This is a genomic window from Halomonas cupida, assembly GCF_900142755.1.
Classification (GTDB): Bacteria; Pseudomonadota; Gammaproteobacteria; order Pseudomonadales; family Halomonadaceae; genus Halomonas; species Halomonas cupida.
In genome coordinates, this window is record NZ_FRCA01000001.1 from 220,978 (window position 1) to 239,863 (window position 18,886).

Here is an 18,886-nt window from a genome sequence, read left to right on the forward strand (position 1 = left end):
TCATCGCATGTCATATGCCTTGTGACGTCAAGCAGTGAAGAGTGGCGTCAAGGAGCGAGGAGGGTGCATGCGGATGAGTCACCAGATGGTTCAATATCAGAGAAATCCCATGAAATCACTTCGACTCAAGGCCACCATTTTCAGCCTCTGTCTGTTGCTTCTCGGCGCAAGCCAGGCACAGGCAGCGATCACCATTTCCGGCTCCCGGATCATCTATCCAGCCGAACGCCAGGATGTGAGTGTCGAGCTGTCCAACAATGGCGATGTACCGGTGCTGGTGCAGTCATGGCTGGATAGTGGCAACGCCAGCAGCCAGCCGGGTGAGGAAGCGTTGCCTTTCGTGATCACGCCGCCAGTGGCCCGAGTCGAACCTCGCTCCGGGCAGACATTGCGGCTCGCTTATATCGGCGGCAATCTCCCACAGGATCGTGAATCCCTGTTCTGGCTCAATGTGCTGGAAATTCCGCCCAAGGCCTCGGGAACCGAGAACCTCAATACCGTACAGGTGGCGCTACGTACTCGCCTCAAGGTGATGTTCCGCCCCAGTGGCCTGCAGGGTAGCCTCGCCCAGGCCGCCGATGGCCTGCGCTGGCGCTGGGGCAACTCAACACCGGCCGGTCAGGAACTGATCGCCGAGAACGCTTCTCCGTATTACCTCAACTTTGCCAACCTCCGGGTGTCCTGGTCAGGAGGCAGCGGCAGCGTCGAAACCACACCGATTCCGCCGAAAGGTCAGCAGGTATTCGTGGTCAGCGGCGCCCAGGGAGCACAGTCCGGTGCCCGTATCAATGGCGACTGGATCAATGATTATGGCGCCACCACCAGTGTTGATTACTCACTGTAAGTGGCTGGCTTGCCGTATGTCATCAAGCCTGGTGGCGCAATCTGCAAAAGGAGAAGTCGTGTGAAAATGAAGGTGACAGGTACCTGGCTCGGCGCTCTCTGGATGCTGGCCATACTGCTGGGCGGCGAGCTTGCGTTGCCTACGGCGGCCTATGCCGGAAGGACGGATAATTGCAGCACTTCCCAACTGCCCTGGAGTCCTGTTCTGAATGCTCGAGTGGTTGGTAGTCTTGCTGTTGGTTCCATGATACCGGGCTCCGACGCCTATCAGTCGATATCCATCAACTGTGATGCTGCCTGGTCCAATGACTCCATTATGGGAGATACGTGCACTGGAGGGCCCAACTGGGCACTTTCCGAGCAGAGTGGCGCGGCGATTCAGCAAACGTCACTCCCAGGAGTCTTCACCTTTGCTGGGCTGCCTCCCAGTATCGGGTACCAGTTTATGGACTCGGGCGGACGGCCGCTTGAGCTGGACCCCGAGGGGAGGCACAACACCGGGGTCAGTATCAGAACGGGGGTACAGGAGGTTCCGATCTATTTTCGCCTGGTCAAACTGAGTGATGCGCCGGTGGCGGCAGGTAGTGCCAGCGTGAGTATGCATCTCAGTTGCAATGGCAACGAGTGGGCAAATCAGAATGGATCGAACAGTACGGTTACCTTGCATGTGGATATCGAACAGATCACTCAAACGTGCCGCATGGTGACGCCCAACACCGCGGTTGTCCTGCCGACGGTCTCTCGACCGGAGTTTACCGGCGTGGGGCATGCGGTGGGCAGCACTCCCTTCACCCTGGACTTCCGGTGTGATGCCGACGCCTCAGCGCGAGTCAATATTTCCGATGCCACCACCCCGAGCAACTCCAGCGAGATCCTGTCCCTGCAGGAGTCGTCGACGGCCAGCGGTATGGGCGTTCGCCTTTCCCATCAAGGTGTACCGGTGACGTTGGCGCCCAACCAGATGTTCGATCAGAACGGCAGCGAGTTTCCGCTGGACAGTCCGGGAAGCGAACAGGTCATCAGCCTGCCATTGTCCGCCGAATACGTGCAGACCAATAACACCATCACGCCCGGAACGGTGCAGGCGCTGGCCGTTGTGACCATTGCGTACGATTAGGCAATGGATTGCCTGGGGGGGGAAGGAGGAGGCTTCGCCGTATCACCTCAATTTGCCGACCTTCAGGTATTTGTGGTCAGTGGCGCCCAGGGAGCACAGTCCGGTGCTCGTATCAATGGTGACTGGATCAATGATTATGGTGCTACCACCAGCGTTGATTACTCGTTGTAAGTGGCTGGCTTGCCGTATGTCATCAAGACAGGTGGCGCAATCTACAGAAGGAGAAGTCGTGTGAAAATGAAGGTGACAGGTACCTGGCTCGGCGCTCTCTGGATGTTAGCCATACTCTTGAGTGGCCAGCTTGCGTTGCCTACGGCGGCCTATGCCGGAAGGACAGATAATTGCAGCACTTCTCAACTGCCCTGGAGCCCTGTCATGAATGCTCGGGTGGTTAACAACCTTCCTGTTGGTTCTCCTATTCCTGGTTCTGACGCTTACCAATCGATATCCATCAACTGTGGTGCTGCCTGGTCAAATGATTCTATTTTGGGGGACACTTGCACCGGAGGACCACACTGGGCGTTGTTCGAGGCGAGTGGGGCTCCTATACAGGAAACGAGCCTCCCCGGTGTTTTCACTTTCGCAGGTCTGCCGGATGCTCTGGGTTACCAGTTTATGGACTCCTCCAACCAGCCGTTGCCTCTGGATTCTTCCGGGAGACACAACACGGGAGTTCAGATCAGGACAGGGACGCAGAATGTCCCGATACATTTCCGGATGGTCAAGCTGAGTGATGCGCCGTTGGTCTCAGGCAGCGCTAGTCTGAACATGGGGCTTGGTTGCAATGGTAATGAATGGGCGAACCGGACTGATGCAGGTAGCCGGGTTACCCTGACAGTGAATATCGAACAGATCACTCAAACGTGCCGCATGGTGACGCCCAACACCTCGGTTGTCCTGCCGACGGTTTCTCGACCGGAGTTTACTGGCGTGGGGCATGCGGTGGGCAGTACTCCCTTCACCCTGGACTTTCAGTGTGATGCCGACGCCTCAGCGCGAGTCAATATTTCCGATGCTACCACCCCGAGCAACTCCAGCGAGATCCTGTCCCTGCAGGAGTCGTCGACGGCCAGCGGCATGGGCGTTCGCCTTTCTCATCAAGGTGTACCGGTGGCGTTGGCGCCCAACCAGATGTTCGATCAGAACGGCAGCGAGTTTTCGCTGGACAGTCCGGGGAGTGAGCAGGTCATCAGCCTGCCATTGTCCGCCGAATACGTGCAGACCAATAACACCATCACGCCCGGGACGGTGCAGGCGCTGGCCGTTGTGACTATTGCATACGATTAGCCAGCATCCTGATTTGATCTGGTGGAAGAAGATGCTGCAAGTTGCTGATGGAAGCCCGTTATATCCAGTCTGGTGACACCATCACGCCAGGCCAGGTTGACGCTCTGGCCACCATCACATTCTCCTACCAGTAGGGCTATCGCTCGGGGCAAGGTGGGGAGGTTCTGCACGCCTGCCATTCTGGAGAATGGCCAGCATTCTCTGTTGAGCTGAACTGTGATTTTCCGTCGGGCGCCCGACTTCTTTCTGCGGCAATGTCTCGTCCGGACTATTAACCCGGCATGCTTTCATGTTGGGTTGATTGCGGCACAGGGACGTGCCGCCGTCGGCCATCAGGCCGACGCGAGACCGCACCACACCAGCAGATCCACGCATCTGTGCCAGTGTGGTGCGGACGACAATCAAATCGATCAGGATGAGCTATTTGATTGCCATGTCAATAAGTCCCGAGTCGGCACTGATTGCGTTTACATTGCCTTCTGCTTATCTTCAATAGCTTCTGCAACGGTCTTATACAACGGTCTTATACAACAACAGCAGGAGGCACTGATGAGGCACTCGATGCTAGCCGTGGGATTGGCATATGGCATGTTCGCCGTTACGGCGCAGGCCGCTCCACAACAGGATGTGTACGATGCCGTCGAGGAGCAGCAACAGCCGTTACTGGATACCCTGGCAACCCTGGTCAACATTGACTCCGGTACCGGCTTCATCGCCGGTCTGAGTGAGGTCGAGGCGCTGCTCACCGAACGTCTCGAAGCCCTTGGCGCCGAGGTGGAAGCTCACCCCGCCGAAACCTACGGCGGCAATACCCTGGTGGGCCGTCTGCAAGGTAGCGGTGATCGCAACATCATGTTGATGATTCACTACGATACCGTCTTCGGTGAGGGAGCCGCAGAAGAGCGTCCCTTCCGCATCGAGGATGGGCGAGCCTATGGGCCGGGCGTGGGCGATGCCAAGGGTGGCGTCGCAGTGATCCTGCATAGCCTTGAGGTGCTCCAGACACTCGGCTTTGACGACTATGGCCAATTGACCGTGGTTCTCAATCCCGACGAGGAGAAAGGGTCTCTGGGCTCTCGCGACCTGATCCAGCAACTGTCCGCCGACCAGGACGCGGTGCTGGTATTCGAGCCGACGTTCAGTGAGGACGCCGCCGATGCCGTGACGGTAGTCACCAAGGGCATCAACTATGCCTTCCTCGAGGTGAGTGGCCGCGCCTCTCATGCCGGAGGTGCGCCGGAAGAGGGGCGCAATGCGGTCATGGAGCTCTCTCACCAGTTGCTGCAATTGGGTGATCTTGGTGATCCTGACAAGGAAACCACCCTCAACTGGACGATCGTCGAGGGTGGCACCAAGCGTAATATCATCCCCGAGCAGGCTCGGGCGGAAGGCGATATGCGCTACTTCGACAGCAGCGAATACGAGCGCGTTCTCAATGAAGCCAATGACATCATTGCCAACCAACTGATCGAAGATACAGAAGTGGAGTTCCGTCTCGACAAGGGACGTCCGCCTCTGCCCCCCAACCCCGAGACTCAGGGGCTTGCCGAGCAGGCTCAGCAGATCTATCAGGAACTCGATCGGGAGCTGCAGGCCGTCGAGATCGGTGGTGGTACCGATGCGGCATACGCCTATCACGCCGATTCCGCCACTCCAGCCGTGCTCGAGTCTCTCGGCCTGGTCGGTGGGCGCTTCCACAGTGATGAGGAGTTCGTGCTGGTCGACAGTGTAGTACCGCGGCTCTACCTGACCACGCGGATGATCATGGAGTTGTCCGACGCCGATCCAGAAAGCTGAATCACCGAACTGTGCCACGTTCCAGCCGGGCGCCCTATGGGCGCCCGGCTGTCGTTTGCGTTGAGGCCCGACCTGGTGCCGGGTTGATAAGACGCTCAGTGCGCGTCCGGTGAGTTCTCCATTTCCTTCTCCAGCTTGCGCGACACATCACCGGGGGAGCCCGTGTGTCGGGCGAGGAGATCGTAGGCCACGGGCACCACAAACAGCGTGAAGAAGGTGGCGGCGGCTACGCCGGTGAAAATCACCGTACCGATGACCATACGGGTCTCGGCACCCGCGCCGCTGGACAGGATCAGCGGGATGCTGCCGGCGATGGTGGTCACCGAGGTCATCACAATGGGGCGCAGACGGGTGAGGGCGCTACGGATCAACGCCTCGCGGAATTCCACGCCTTCATCGCGCAACTGGTTGGCGAATTCGACAATCAGAATGCCGTTCTTGGCCGCCAGCCCCACCAGCATCACCAACCCTACCTGGCTGTAGATGTTCAATGTCTGTCCGGTCACCCAGAGACCGAACAGAGCACCACCTATTGCCAGAGGTACGGTCAGCATGATCACCAACGGGTGTACGAAACTCTCGAACTGCGCCGCCAGCACCAGGAATACCACAAGGATGCCGAGCACCAGCAGGAAGGTGGTGGCGCCAGTCGACTCACGGTAATCACGTGCCGCGCCCTTCACATCGGTCTGCACACCTGCCGGCAGGATATCCTCGACGGCCTGGTCGAGGTAGTCGAGCGCTTCGCCCATGGAGTAGCCGTCGGCAAGGTCTGCCTGGAGGGTGATGGCGCGCAGGCGGTTGTAGCGATTCAGTGTACTGGGGCCGGCATAGGACTCGATATCGACCAGGCTCGACAGTGGCACCAGCTCACCGGTACGTTCCGAGCGCACACGCACGCTGTCCAGTGCAGCGGGTGTGGGGTTGGAGCCGCGCTCGGCTTCGAGGATCACATCGTACTCTTCACCTTCGTCGGTAAACTGGGTGACGGTGCGCCCGCCCAGCAGCGTTTCCAGGGTGCGGCCGATTTCGGTCACGGTCACGCCGAGGTCAGCAGCGCGGGTGTAGTCGATGTTGACGCTCAGCTGCGGCTGGCTTTCCTCGTAGTCGCTCTCGAGGTTGATCAGCTTCGGGTTGGTCTGGCGGATATAGTCCATCAGCGCATCGCGCCAGGTCACGAGCTGTTCATAGCTGCCACCGCCAAGTACGAATTGCAGACCCTGTTCGCTGCCCCCGCCGAAGCCCTGAGACATGACCGGAAAGGCACGGATACCGGGCAACTGACCCAGCGACTCGCGGACTTCATTCATGATGGGCCAGGCGGAACGGCGCTCGGACCAGTCGGACAGTCCAACGATGGCGAAGCCGGAGTTGAAGGTCTCGACATTGCCGCGTCCCATGGGCGAGATAACCAGCACACGCTCGACTTCCGGCTTTCCTTCTCCGTCCACCTGTTCAGTCAAGGGCATGATGCGCGCCTCGACCTCGTCCATGTAGTCCTCCATCCATGAGAAGGTCGCGCCGGGTGGGCCATTGACGATGACGAAGAAGGTGCCACGATCCTCGCGTGGGGTGTACTCCGCCGGCAGTTGTGGGTACAGCCAGGCGACTCCACCGAGCAACGCGACAAAGGCCACGGCGACCAGCCAGCGCAGCTTGAGAACCTTTTCCAGCAGGCCACGATAGACCCCCTGGGCATGCTTGAGACCCGAATCCACCCAGTGGGCGATGCGACCCTCATGCATGCTGGGCGAGAGGATCCGTGAGGCCATCATCGGCGTCAGGGTCAGGGCGAGCAGGGTGGAGATGGCCACCGCCGTTGATAGCGTCAGAGCAAACTCGGTGAACAGCTTGCCGATATCGCCCTGTACGAAGCTCAGGGGCACGAACACCGCGATCAGTACCAGACTGGTGGCCAGTACGGCGAAGGCCAACTGGCGGGCACCACGGAAGGCTGCGACCAGTGGCGTCTCGCCATACAACTGCATGCGCCGGTGGATGTTCTCCAGCATGATGATGGCGTCATCCACCACCAGACCGATGGCCAGTACCAGCGCCAATAGTGTCAGCAGGTTGATCGAGAAGCCCAGAGCGGCCAGACCGGCAAAGGTACCGACCAGGGTGATGGGGACGGTGATGGCTGGGATCAGCGTGGTGCGAATATTGCCGAGGAAGATGAAGATCGATACGACCACCAGGCCTATGGCAATGATCAGGGTCGACACCACTTCCTGGATCGATTTGGCCACAAAGGTCGAGGAATCGTGGTTGAGGGACAGCGTCATGCCTTCCGGTAGACGCGGCGATAACCGCTCCATCTCGGCGCGCACGGCCTTGGACAGAGCCATGACGTTGGCATTGGACTGCTTGATGATCCCCAGGCCGACCACGGTCTTGCCGTTGCCTCGAAACAGCGAACGTTCCTCGACGGTGCCCAGCTCGACGCGGGCGACATCGGCGAGACGTACCAGATAATCATTGTCGCCGCGGTCGAGGACCAGTTCGCGGAAGTCTTCCGGTGTGCTGAAACTGCGGGGGAGGCGTACCACGAACTGTCGATCCACGGATTCCACCGAACCACCCGGCAACTCGACGTTTTCGGCGCGCAGCACATCCTCGACATCGCCCACCGTCAGCCCGCGGGCGGCCAGCGCATCGCTGTCCAGCCACACGCGCATGGCATACTCCCGAGAGCCACCGACACGCACGCTGGATACGCCTTCCTGTACCGAGAAGCTATCGGTCAGGTAACGCTCGGCGTAGTCGGTCAGCTCTGCGGTGGTGTAGCCGTCGCCCGCGAGCATCAGCCACATGACGGTTTCTGAGCTGGTGTCTTCCTTGCGCACCTCGGGCGGGTCAGCCTCATCGGGCAGGTTGTCGGCGGCACCGGAGATACGGTCCCGCACATCGTTGGCGGCGGCGTCGATATCGGTGGACAGACTGAACTCGATATTGATGCTGGAGCTGCCGTCCTGGCTGGTCGAGGAGATCACCTCGATCCCGGCGATCCCGGCGATGCGTTCTTCCAGCACCTGAGTGATGCGGGTTTCGACGACATCCGCGGAGGCCCCTGAGTAGCTGGTGCGAATGCTGACCACCGGAGGGTCAATGGTCGGATATTCCTGCAACGGCAGGCGAGAGAGGGCCAGCAGGCCAAAGGCAACAATCAGCGACGCGATGACCATGGCCAGCACGGGGCGCTGAACGGAGACATCCGATAACCGCATCAGTCGTCTTCCCCGCTGCGCTGGCTCTGCAGGATATCGCTGACATCAGTGTCTTCATCCTGAATGCCCAGCAGTTGAATGGTGGCCGCAGAATGCAGACGGTCGGCGCCGTGCGTGACAACCATCTCTCCTTCAGCCAGCCCGGCCGTGACCTCGACTTCGCCTTCGCGACGCGAGCCGATCTCGATATCGCGTTGTTCGATACTGCCGGCTTCCTGATCGGTAATGACCCAGACTCGCTTACGCTGGCCTTGAGGTACCACCGCAGCTTCGGGAATGACCAGCGTTTCACGTGGGGAGCGGGCGATGGTTACACGCATCAGCATGCCGGGCTTGAGGAGCCCATCGCTGTTGTCGAGCACTGCCCTGACCTGAATACTGCGGCTGACCGGGTCGATTCGGGAGTCGATGGTGGCGACCTCGCCGTGGAACACCTGGTCCGGGTAGGCGGCGGTGGTAGCGGTCAGTGAAAGCCCCTGAGACAGGGAGCCGAGACGGACTTCAGGCACCTGGAAGTCGAGCTTCATGCTGGAGATATCATCCAGTGTGGCCAGCTCGGTGCCGGGGGTGACCAGGGTGCCGGCGCTGACCTGGCGAACCCCCACCACGCCATCGAAGGGCGCGCGAATACTGTAGTTGTCCAGGTGTGCCTGAAGCGCCTGGATATCGGCATCGACCTGCTGCAACTGGGCACGGCTGTCTTCGACATCGGCGCGCGGTGCCATGTTGCGGGACTCCAGTTGGGTGAAGCGGTTGACGGCATTCTGGCGTTCCAGGCGCAGCGCCTGTGCCGAGCGCAGATCCGCCTGTTCCTCGGTATCATCCAGCTTGATCAGTACATCGCCGCGCTCGACATGCTCGCCGCCTTCGAAGTTGATCTCGTTGATGATCTCGGTCACCGTCGCCGAAATCGTCACACTCTCGTTGGCCTTCAGCGTACCCAGCGATTCCAGCGGATCGGACCACGCCTTGTGCTCCACCTCGGCACCAATGGCCGGTGTGGGGGGCAGCGTCGTGGGCATCTCCTGTGCCACAGCCGCTTGAACGGTGAGCAGCAAGGTAGTCAGAGAGGTGAGCAGCAGAGCCGCGATACACCATCCCTGGCGGCGCTCGAGGAACTTGCGGCTGAATGTCAGGCGCGAAGCGGGAACTACGGTCATGTTATCGGCTTCCGAGCGTAGGGTAGTGGGGCTTTCTGTGATCCCCAGTCAACGGAATAAGCGTTACAGCATAGCGGCTGAGCGCATCTATAAATCAGTCAATTCTGTAATGGGTACACCATGCCCCAACGATACCCTGTTGAGGGGCGGTTTATCGTGACTTGCACAGTTTTTCCGCAACATGTTCGATACCTTGCAACAGATCGTTGCCGACATCGTGCCCCAGGGTAACCCACCACGGGCTGGGGCGGATGGCTTCTGCTACCATGGCGCCTTTCACTGGTGCGGGTGGCGGGAAACAGCATGGCGACGCAGTACGACGTGGTAATCATTGGTGCGGGTGCAGCGGGCCTGATGTGCGCGCTGACGGCGGGATATGCCGGGCGCTCGGTGTTGGTGATTGACCATGCCAACAAACCGGGCAAGAAGATCCTGATGTCCGGAGGCGGGCGCTGCAACTTCACCAACATGGCCACGACACCGGCCAACTTCTTCTCCGCCAATCCGCATTTCTGTATTTCGGCACTCAAGCGCTATCGGCCGGAGCATTTTGTCGAGCTGGTCGAGCGTCATGGTCTCGAGTACGTCGAGAAGGCGCCGGGCCAGCTGTTCTGCGCGGGCTCGGCGAAGGATCTGCTGCACATTCTGCTTACCGAGTGCGACTGGGCCGGTGTTGATATTCGCCTGAAGACCTCCGTCGAACAGTTGACGCAACACGGTGAGGGTATGCGCCTGGCCACATCCATGGGCAGTATCGAGGCCGGTGCGGTGGTGATCGCTAGTGGAGGCCTGTCGATTCCCACCATGGGCGCGACCGGCTTCGGCTATGACATCGCTCGGCAGTTCGGTCTGGAAGTCACGGAGACACGTGCCGCTCTGGTGCCCTTCACCTTGACCTCACAGTGGAAGGCACGGGCTGAAGCATTGGCCGGTGTCAGTACCGAAGTACAGGTGCGTTGTCGGGATGGTCAGTATCGCGAGCCGATGCTGTTCACTCATCGTGGAGTGTCAGGTCCGGCCATGCTGCAGATTTCCAGCTACTGGCTGCCTGGCGATGAACTGGATATCAATCTGTTGCCTGGGGAGGATGCGCTGGCGGCCTTGACCAGCGCGCGCCAGACAACACCAAGACGGCGTCTCTCCACCTGGTTGGGAGAGCGCTTCCCGAAGCGGCTGGCGCAGTCGTTGGTGGAATGGCAGGGGCATGATGGTGTGCTGGCCGAGTGTTCCAACGCGACCCTGGCCGAATGGGCGGAGACACTCAACCAGTGGCGCCTCAAGCCCGCCGGAACCGAAGGTTGGCGCACCGCAGAGGTGACCATGGGTGGTGTCTGTACCAGTGCCATCTCGTCGAAGACCTTTGAAGTCCAGGGGCTACCGCAACTGCGTTTTATCGGTGAGGTGCTGGATGTTACCGGTGAACTCGGCGGCTATAACTTCCAGTGGGCCTGGGCGTCGGCGGTAGCCTGCGGGCAGTCGTTGTGATGGGCTGAGCTTCGAGCCAGCTATGTTCGTTCCCGACGAACAAACGCACTTCCCACATCCATGTGGGTCGCGAGCTACGAGCTCACGGGGCGGCTACGTTCAGGCAGAGTGCTAAAGAATTCTTTCGACTTGCCAGGATTCTGAGGGCGGGCTGCGTCCAATAGGTAAATCGCTGGTAGATGGAAACTCCATGGCAGAACCTCACTCGGCAGGGGATTCGGACAGTGCACTGGCGGCGGCTGCCTCTCGGGGCTGCCGCAACGCTTTTGCCGAGCTGCTTGACCGCCATTACGACCGACTGTTCGCCTTTGCCTGGCGCCTGACCGGAAGTCAGCATGAAGCCGAGGATGTCACCCACGACATCTGTGTGGCCTTGCCGCGCAAGTTGGCCAGCTACGATGGTCGCGCGGCCTTTTCCACCTGGTTGTATCGCGTGGCGGTCAACGCCACTCATGACCGTCGCCGTCGACAGTCCGCTCATCTGCGTGCCGCCAGTGGCTGGGGCGAATGGGAGCAGCAGCGCCTTGACGAGGACCGACACGGCGAGGGCGATCAGCAATCCACGGATCTTCATTGGCTACAGCAGGCCATGGCCAGGCTGCCGGATGATCTGCGCGAAACCGTCGCTCTGGTGCTGGGTGAAGGGCTATCTCAGGCCCAGACAGCAGAGGTGCTGGAGATATCTCCCGGCACCGTGTCCTGGCGCATGAGTGAGGTGAAGCGGCGATTACGTGAACTGAGCCAGACGGAGGAACGATCATGAGCGATGAATTCGACCGTCTTGAGCAAGGCTTGAAGTCGCTTGGCACAACGCCTGCGCCACGTCGCCGTGCGCGTGATCTCGATGCCGCCATGCAGGCTTTCGAGCAGCATCAGGAAGGCTTGGTTCGGGAAAAGCAGGGTCGGGAAAAGCAGGGCCAGGAAAACCTGAGCCAGGAGAAATCGAACCAGGATTCCGCCGACGACATGCGTATCACTCCTGAGCGCCCCTGGTGGGCGAATGTGACAACAGGAGTGATGGCGATGGTCTTCAAGATTCCGCTTTCCAAAATCCGGTTTTTCAAGACTCGGTTTCTCAACAGCCCGTTTTTCAAGTTCTTGTCCTTGAGCAGGCCGATTCCTGCCGTGACCCGTCTGGCTTCGGTGGCGGTGCTTGGTCTTGGTGTCTATCTGTTGATTCCCCACTGGCAGGATGACCAGGACCCGGTGCCCGACGTCAGCCCTGGTGCTGTACAACAATCCGCACAGAAGACGGCGGACGGTGCTGAAGAGACGCTCAGCGAGAGCGAGTCCAGGGCAGGCTTGGCGAATCAGGCGCAGGAGCGTGTTGTCACCGAATCGACGGCCAGGTCGCAGCTGGAGACTTCGCCGGCGGATCTCGGTATGGCGATGGACGCCCCCGACGTGGCGATGAGCCGGGGCAGTGCTGGCAGTGCAGCTCTCGACAGCAGGGTCAGACGCCAGGTCGGCAGTGCCGAGATGAGCACGGTCCGGATCAGCAATGGTCATGCGCCGAGTTTGATGGCACCGGCACCTGAGGCATCTTCCGAGGCCTTTCCCGAGTTCGAGAGCAACGGCCTCAAGGTCACTGCCGAGTCGCCGGTATCGACCTTCTCCGTTGATGTCGACACTGCCGGTTATGGCATCGTGCGCTCATCACTGATGAACGGACAGATGCCGCCCCCCGGTGCGGTGCGTATCGAGGAAATGATCAATTACTTCCCCTATGACTATTCAGCACCAAACCAGTCAGCACCAAGCCAGCCAGCACCCGGTGCGGACGACGATGCCTTTCGTACTACGGTGACAACCATGGAGGCTCCCTGGGATAGCGGCAGGCAACTGGTGACCATCGGTATTCAGGGGCGCCAGCCGGCCATCGAGGATCGCCCACCGCTGAACCTGGTGTTGCTGGTCGACACGTCCGGGTCAATGCAGGGCCAGAACCGTTTGCCGCTGCTCAAGCAATCCATGCGCTTGATGCTTGGTGAATTACGCGCCGATGATGAGGTGGCGATTGTCACCTATGCGGGCTCGGCTGGGGTGACTCTGGAGCCGACGCCCGCCCAGGATCGCGCGGCGATTCTGACGGCTCTTGATCAACTGCAGGCGGGAGGTGGTACGGCCGGTGCTGCAGGCTTGCAGCAGGCCTATCAACTGGCGAACCGCATGGCCGAGGATGGCGAGGTGTCTCGCGTACTGCTGGCCACCGATGGGGACTTCAATATCGGTATCAGTGACCCCGAGGCGCTGGAAACCTACATCGGCAAGCAGCGTGACAGCGGCACCTATCTTTCGGTGCTGGGCTTCGGACGTGGCAATCTCGACGATGCCACCATGCAGGCACTGGCGCAGCACGGCAACGGCCAGGCCGCTTATATCGACACCTTGAGCGAGGCCCAGAAGGTACTGGTCGATCAGCTTACCGGAGCGCTGGTGCCGATCGCCGATGACGTCAAGATCCAGGTGGAGTTCAACCCGGCTAGGGTTCAGGAGTATCGACTGATCGGCTATGAGACCCGCAGCCTGGCGCGGGAGGACTTCAGCAATGACAAGGTGGATGCGGGAGATATCGGCGCGGGCCACCAGGTAACGGCCATCTATGAGATCACGCCAGTGGGTTCCGAGTCAGCGCTGACCGAACCGCTGCGCTATGCCGATCAGCATATCGATCAACCCGGTGGTGCGGTATCGGGTGGCGGCAATGAGGATGAGCTGGGCTTCCTGCGCCTGCGCTACAAGGCGCCGGGGGAGACCACCAGTCAACTGATCGAGACCCCTATACCTATCGATAGTGAAGCACCTTCCGAGGATGCACGCTTTGCCGTCGCCATTGCCGGTTTCGGCCAGTTGCTCAGCGGTTCCGTCTACCTTGGTGAGTGGAGCTGGAAGGATGCCATTGCGCTGGCGGAACAGTCCCGCGGTGAAGATCGTTTCGGCTATCGTGCCGAGGCCATCCGCCTGATGCGCCTTGCCGGCAGCCTGGATGACGCCTCTTCGCATGGTGAGGAGAGCGGGGAGTTGAGCCGGTAACGCTGTGCCACCATTGGACAATGTCGGTGATGTGCCCTCGCAGATGTGTCTATAGTCAGAGCAGGATAACGCTATTAACCCGGCATGCTTTCATGTTGGGTGAATGGCGGCACAGGGACGTGCCGCCGTCGGCCATCAGGCCGACGCGAGGCCGGGCCACACCAGCAGATCCGCGCATCTGCGCCAGTGGGGTGCGGACGAAAATCAAATCGATCAGGATGTGCTATTTGATTGCCATGTTGATCGCGTGGAGAGGATATGGCCAAGCCGCTTGCCGAACGCCGCCTGGGTACCGTGCTGGAGACCGTGGTTGTCGAACTGCTCGATGAAGCTCGGCTTGCCTGGCCTCGCATCCAGGATCCCGACGACTCCGAGGGGCTGCATGACTTTCGGGTTGCCCTGCGTCGTTTGCGTTCCTGCCTCAAGGACTATTTCAAGGACTATCTCAAGGGCTATCGCGGCTTTGCCGGTGTATCACTCGACAAAGGCCTGATGCGTGAACTGCGAGATCTTGCCCGATCCACCAACGCGGCCCGTGACGGTGAGGTAATGCTGGCCTGGCTGCAGGATCAGCATGAACTCTTGAATGGTAGTGAGCGTGCAGCGGTGGCCTGGTGGTGTGAACGTCTCGTGCCACAGGTCGAAGAGGAGTATCGCCGCATCGAGTTTCGCGTGGCAGCCTTCCCTCTGCTGGATGCACGTTTGCGTGAAGCGATGAAGGGCATCCGTCTGAAGGCACGCAAGACACCCCGTTTCGGCCCGGCGAGCGCCGATGTACTCGAGCGCCTGGTGACGCAGTGGTGCGCGGAATTGGATGCCATCAAGGGGCGCGAGGATGAGGATGCCTTGCATCGCCCGCGGATCACCGGCAAGCGCCTGCGTTACCTACTCAGGGCCTGGCGTGGTGAAGGCGAGGTGCTGGTGGTAGCCGAGTCGGCGCTGAAGTCCTTCCAGGAGGCCTTTGGCCAGTTGCACGACGACCTGGTGCGTTGCGAAGCACTGAGAGCCAGTGTCCAACAACACGTACTCGAGGAGACGGATGCGCGTCTGGCGGCTGCCATTCGTGATCCCGGCGCACGTGCCACGGCACCTCGCCACCTGCGTGGTTTCATGGGCCTGGTGGCCCACCATGAGCAGCGTACCGAGGCCCATCTGGCTGAGGTCCTGAGACTGTCACGTGGCAAACCGCGTCGCGAGCTGGAAAAACAGCTGGCGGAGGTGGCGGCAACCATGCGCGGCAGTCACTGAGTTGCAGGTCGCAGCCAGATCCAGCGCTATAGCTGAAGGCGCTGGTGGAGCTCACTCCACAAGCTTTCATACGCCCGGCAGGCAGGGGAGGCGGGGGCGAACTCGCGTACCGGTGCGCGCTCGACTCCCATGCGCTCGACGACACTGGCAGCAGGGATCACCGTGGATAGTCGCAATGGCCAATCCTTGCCGAGGTTGTTGATGATCTCGACATGCATGCTGCGGCGTCGGTCAGCGAGCGTTACGAACGGCCACAGGGGGCAGGGTAGATCATGCTCGTCGAGAAACTTCTGTAGCTGTTCCAGAGTGCGTAGCGACAACGTGGTGGGCACCATCGGTACCAGCAGGGCGTCCACGCTGGTGAACATGTTTTCGGATAGGTGAGACAGGGTCGGTGGGCAGTCCAGCACGACCAGGTCGTATTCCTTGCGCACTTCCTTGAGCATCTGGCGCAGATGGCTGGTGCCGCGCTTTTCCAGCAACTGATCCATCTCTCGTGAGGCCAGCGATGCGGGGAGGACATCCAGGTTTTCCAGGGAGGTGGTGCGGATGACCTTGTCCCAGGATGACTTGCCCTTGACCAGCTTTTCCACACCGCCACGAATTCGTGGCTTGATCTGCAGGTAGAAGGTGGTGGCCGCCTGTGGATCGAGATCCCAGAGTAGCACCCGCAACCCCTTGTGAGCGGCTTCCGCTGCGAGGTTGACGGCCGAGGCGGTCTTGCCTACGCCGCCCTTGATGCTGTACAGGGATACCATGCGCATCCGGTTGGGTCCTTTTATCTGTCGTTGTCACCGGTGTTGTTCAACCTACCATAGCCATGATCTAGCCATAGCCATGATCGAAGCGAAGGCGACCGTTCTCTGTCGTACCTGCTGGAGCGTTGTATCATTAACATGGCAATCAAATAGCTCATCCTGATCGATTTGATTGTCGTCCGCACCCCACTGGCGCAGATGCGCGGATCTGCTGGTGTGATGCGGTCTCGCGTCGGCCTGATGGCCGACAGCGGCACGTCCCTGTGCCGCCATTCACCCAACATGAAAGCAGGCCGGGTTAATATCTATTTAAAATGAATTAAGTCATACAAATCAATGATTGTCGCCGCCACCGCCGAGGACTGCCACTGACAAGAGCATTCCATACAGGATCTTGCCGGGCAGGACCATTTTCCGGAAAGGTGGCTTATGAAAAAAATGTCTTATGACAAGGATGGCTTATTGACAAGAATGGATTATGACAACAGGCGACGGAGTCGCTGTATCGTAATCGCAGTGGTCAGCGTCTTGCCGATGATGCGGGTGATGGTGCCGGGACGGCGGAGGACGGGAATCAGGGCGATGCCACCTGCCGTCAGCAGAGCGGTTCGGTAGGGCTTCAGCATATGCCAGTAGCGGTCGAGGCGACGGCTGGCATCGTTGCAGTGTGAGGCAGCATTGATCAGCGCCAGGCGCTGCTGATCAATGCTGGCTTCGAGTTCGGCCTTGCGCTGGGCTCGTTGGATGCGCTTGCTGCTGTTCACGCTCATCCGTCCTCCCGAGTGCTGTCCTCGGCCAGTTGCCTGTCCAGTGCCAGGTGTTTCAGGGTGCTGGTCAACAGGGTACGGCGACGAGCCAGACGCATGGCCCACAGTGCCGCGCCGACACCGGAACCGAGCAGTACCAGAGCACTCACGGCCACCGCAGTGATTCGCCACGAGTCCCAGAAAAGGATGATGACCAGAGCGGTCAGAGTGGCAATGCCCAGTAACAGCAGGATCAGGCTGAGACCGAGCAGTAGTGCCAGCGTGGCTAGCCGCGCGCGCTCTTCCTCGAGTTCGAGTACTGCCAGCCGCAGGCGAGTCTCACCCGTGGCCAGCAGTGTCGTCAGTACGCGTTTACCCGCGCTCAACAGACGCTGAGCGGGTCCGAGGCTTTCGGCCATCAGCGCCTTCCGATCAGCAGCCCGACAATGACACCTACGGCGGTGCCGATACCCACACTCTTCCAGGGGTTATCGTGGACATAGCGATCACAGCACTCGACCTGATCGCTCACGGTATCCCTGGCCTGGCGATAGTGGCGCTCGCCCTGTGCTTCAAGACGGGCACGGGTTTCATGAAGCCGTGCCTCGGCCTTGGTCCGCCATTGCTTGATGTTCTCACGTGAGTCATCGGCGGTAGCGCTGAGCAGCTCCTCGAGCGTGCCGGACAGTTGCTTGAGGTCTTCCTTCAGTTGCTGAGCCGAGGCATTGGTATGAGGGGCGGCTTGCTCGGCAAGTGTCTCTTCGGTGGATTCGGCGCTCTTGCTGGTTCTGCTGCGTGTAGCCATTGGATCTTCCCTGTTCAGGTGGAAACGCAATAGAGGACCGTTGCCGGTGGTCACGTTTCCTGATGGACAATCAGCATGGACCGGCAAGGCAGGCATGTCGATCCATGTTCTCCACGTCAACCAGCTTCCACATCAACCAGAGGCGCCCAGGTAGGCCACCTGTGTCATCTGATCGACTGGAAACTTTCGTCCGCCTGGAAACTACTGCCACCCCTGTCACCGGATGGGAACAACGGGTTCAGGCTGAAACCGATACCCAGACGGTTGGTTCTGGCGTTGTAGTCGAGCAGACTTTCGCCATAGCCATTGTAGTACTGTACATGGCCTCGGACCTTGCCGAAAAGGGGCCAGGAGTAATCGAGTTGGGCACCGTAGTTACCGTCACCGGGGTTGCCACGAAGCAGTAGCGAGGCCTCGTGGGTATTGAACAACTGGTGAGCGATGGTGATGTCAGCATAGCCGACATAGCTCTCGATATCCGGGTTGTCATCGTCTTCGTCGTCTTCCGGTACGCGCCAGTGCGGAGCCACCATCAGCGCCCAGTCATCGTTGATCCAGGACGAGGTAAAAATGACGCGGTTCCAGCTACGTGACAGCTCCGAGGAGCGGCCGTTGGACTGATGGTTGAAGGCAACACGGTTGTTGGTGTTGGTCCAGCCCCACAGTTCGTAGTCATTCTGGAAATCGAGGAAGACTTCCGGCTCGTAGTTGGTCTCACGGAAGGGTGCGGACTCCTCACTGTTGTATGCTTGCCACCAGCTACGCTGGGTGTAGGCGAAGAACAGGTCACCATTGTCGAACAGCAGGTCTTCGGCGATGTTGAACTTGGCACTGAACTGGAATTTCACTTCAGTGTTGTCCATTTCGCCATTACCGTCCTCGCGGAACGGGTCCTCATTCGGCTTCTGGTTGTAGCTGATCGGCAGAATGTAGTTGCGATGGTGCGTGGTGATGGCGAAGGGGTTACTCTCCGACTCTTCCTCCAGCACACGACGTTCCTGGACAACTTCTGCCGTCCCGGAGCTGGCAACCGCCGCAATCGTACCGTCGGTGATCAGTTCGTCGTGGACGGAGATGGATTGTTGGGTGGTGGGTGCACTGGCAGAGTCCGTATCAGAGGCAGCATCGTCATCCAGCTGTGACTGCAACCGAGACAGCTCGCTCTGGAGTTGCTGGACCCGAGCTTCCATGGCCTCGCGCTCGCTCGGACTGAGTGAGGTCTCGGCGTTGCTCTGTCCAACAATGCCTAGTGCCAGCACCGGTGTGACCAGCAGACCGAGAGCAGCGGGGCGTTTCATCATGTGGCTACCTGAATGGAAATGTAGAAAACGGTTTCTACCACGACTCGTGAACAAGTCAAACTTGTGGGAAACAACTTGC

General features: G+C 59.9%; 17 protein-coding genes. 9 read left to right on the forward strand and 8 right to left on the reverse strand.

The features are described 5' to 3' along the window. Positions 1-109 precede the first annotated feature (109 nt). The 5 genes from BUE38_RS00885 to BUE38_RS00900 all read left to right on the forward strand — a co-directional run bounded on the left by BUE38_RS00885 (position 110) and on the right by BUE38_RS00900 (position 5,044). The gene (locus BUE38_RS00885) at positions 110-844 is read left to right on the forward strand and encodes a fimbrial biogenesis chaperone (protein ID WP_073433727.1); all 735 of its coding nucleotides are present in this window, start codon (positions 110-112) and stop codon (positions 842-844) included. A 66-nt stretch (positions 845-910) separates the two neighbouring features. After that, positions 911-1,960: a fimbrial protein gene (locus tag BUE38_RS00890; RefSeq protein WP_073433147.1), complete on the forward strand. Its 1,050-nt coding sequence runs from the start codon at positions 911-913 to the stop codon at positions 1,958-1,960. A gap of 3 nt (positions 1,961-1,963) precedes the next feature. Next, positions 1,964-2,131 carry a hypothetical protein gene (locus BUE38_RS22795; RefSeq protein ID WP_159438829.1) on the forward strand — a complete coding sequence of 56 codons (168 nt, stop codon included), beginning with the start codon at positions 1,964-1,966 and terminating at the stop codon, positions 2,129-2,131. A 66-nt stretch (positions 2,132-2,197) separates the two neighbouring features. Next, positions 2,198-3,247, forward strand: a complete 1,050-nt coding sequence (locus tag BUE38_RS22140; RefSeq protein ID WP_234986756.1) for a fimbrial protein — start codon at positions 2,198-2,200, stop codon at positions 3,245-3,247. Between the two features lie 549 nt (positions 3,248-3,796). Next, complete coding sequence (locus BUE38_RS00900) at positions 3,797-5,044, forward strand: glutamate carboxypeptidase (protein WP_073433149.1); 1,248 nt, start codon at positions 3,797-3,799, stop codon at positions 5,042-5,044. A gap of 95 nt (positions 5,045-5,139) precedes the next feature. Here the strand turns inward: BUE38_RS00900 and BUE38_RS00905 are convergent, their stop codons facing one another. Then, a complete protein-coding gene (locus tag BUE38_RS00905) occupies positions 5,140-8,271 on the reverse strand; it encodes an efflux RND transporter permease subunit (RefSeq protein WP_073433150.1) in 3,132 nt (1,043 codons plus the stop codon). After that, positions 8,271-9,431: an efflux RND transporter periplasmic adaptor subunit gene (locus BUE38_RS00910; protein ID WP_084541645.1), complete on the reverse strand. Its 1,161-nt coding sequence runs from the start codon at positions 9,429-9,431 to the stop codon at positions 8,271-8,273. The genes BUE38_RS00905 and BUE38_RS00910 overlap by 1 nt, the downstream gene beginning before the upstream one ends. Positions 9,432-9,734: 303 nt before the next feature. On the opposite strand from BUE38_RS00910, the gene BUE38_RS00915 reads away from it, so the two are divergent. The 4 genes from BUE38_RS00915 to BUE38_RS00930 all read left to right on the forward strand — a co-directional run bounded on the left by BUE38_RS00915 (position 9,735) and on the right by BUE38_RS00930 (position 15,197). Next, on the forward strand, positions 9,735-10,916 hold the full coding sequence (locus BUE38_RS00915) for a BaiN/RdsA family NAD(P)/FAD-dependent oxidoreductase (RefSeq protein ID WP_073433151.1): 1,182 nt from the start codon (positions 9,735-9,737) through the stop codon (positions 10,914-10,916). 190 nt (positions 10,917-11,106) lie between these two features. Then, positions 11,107-11,679, forward strand: coding sequence for an RNA polymerase sigma factor (locus tag BUE38_RS00920; protein ID WP_073433152.1), 573 nt, complete (start codon positions 11,107-11,109; stop codon positions 11,677-11,679). Further along, entirely contained in the window at positions 11,676-13,949 is a 2,274-nt protein-coding gene (locus BUE38_RS00925; protein ID WP_073433153.1) for a vWA domain-containing protein, read from the forward strand. Before BUE38_RS00920 ends, BUE38_RS00925 begins: the two co-directional genes overlap by 4 nt. Positions 13,950-14,207: 258 nt before the next feature. Beyond that, entirely contained in the window at positions 14,208-15,197 is a 990-nt protein-coding gene (locus BUE38_RS00930) for a CHAD domain-containing protein (RefSeq protein ID WP_073433154.1), read from the forward strand. A 26-nt stretch (positions 15,198-15,223) separates the two neighbouring features. Here BUE38_RS00930 and BUE38_RS00935 read toward each other — a convergent pair whose 3' ends face one another. From BUE38_RS00935 to BUE38_RS00955, 6 genes are all read right to left on the reverse strand, one after another. After that, positions 15,224-15,961: a ParA family protein gene (locus BUE38_RS00935; RefSeq protein ID WP_073433155.1), complete on the reverse strand. Its 738-nt coding sequence runs from the start codon at positions 15,959-15,961 to the stop codon at positions 15,224-15,226. A gap of 45 nt (positions 15,962-16,006) precedes the next feature. After that, a complete protein-coding gene (locus tag BUE38_RS22290; protein ID WP_143166161.1) occupies positions 16,007-16,228 on the reverse strand; it encodes a hypothetical protein in 222 nt (73 codons plus the stop codon). Positions 16,229-16,431: 203 nt separating this feature from the next. Beyond that, a complete protein-coding gene (locus BUE38_RS00940) occupies positions 16,432-16,725 on the reverse strand; it encodes a YqjK family protein (protein ID WP_073433156.1) in 294 nt (97 codons plus the stop codon). Continuing rightward, entirely contained in the window at positions 16,722-17,120 is a 399-nt protein-coding gene (locus tag BUE38_RS00945; RefSeq protein WP_073433157.1) for a phage holin family protein, read from the reverse strand. Before BUE38_RS00945 ends, BUE38_RS00940 begins: the two co-directional genes overlap by 4 nt. Continuing rightward, positions 17,120-17,506, reverse strand: coding sequence for an ElaB/YgaM/YqjD family protein (locus BUE38_RS00950; protein WP_084541646.1), 387 nt, complete (start codon positions 17,504-17,506; stop codon positions 17,120-17,122). The genes BUE38_RS00945 and BUE38_RS00950 overlap by 1 nt, the downstream gene beginning before the upstream one ends. A 164-nt stretch (positions 17,507-17,670) precedes the next feature. Continuing rightward, a complete protein-coding gene (locus BUE38_RS00955) occupies positions 17,671-18,807 on the reverse strand; it encodes a phospholipase A (RefSeq protein WP_234986724.1) in 1,137 nt (378 codons plus the stop codon). Between the last annotated feature and the right edge of the window lie 79 nt (positions 18,808-18,886).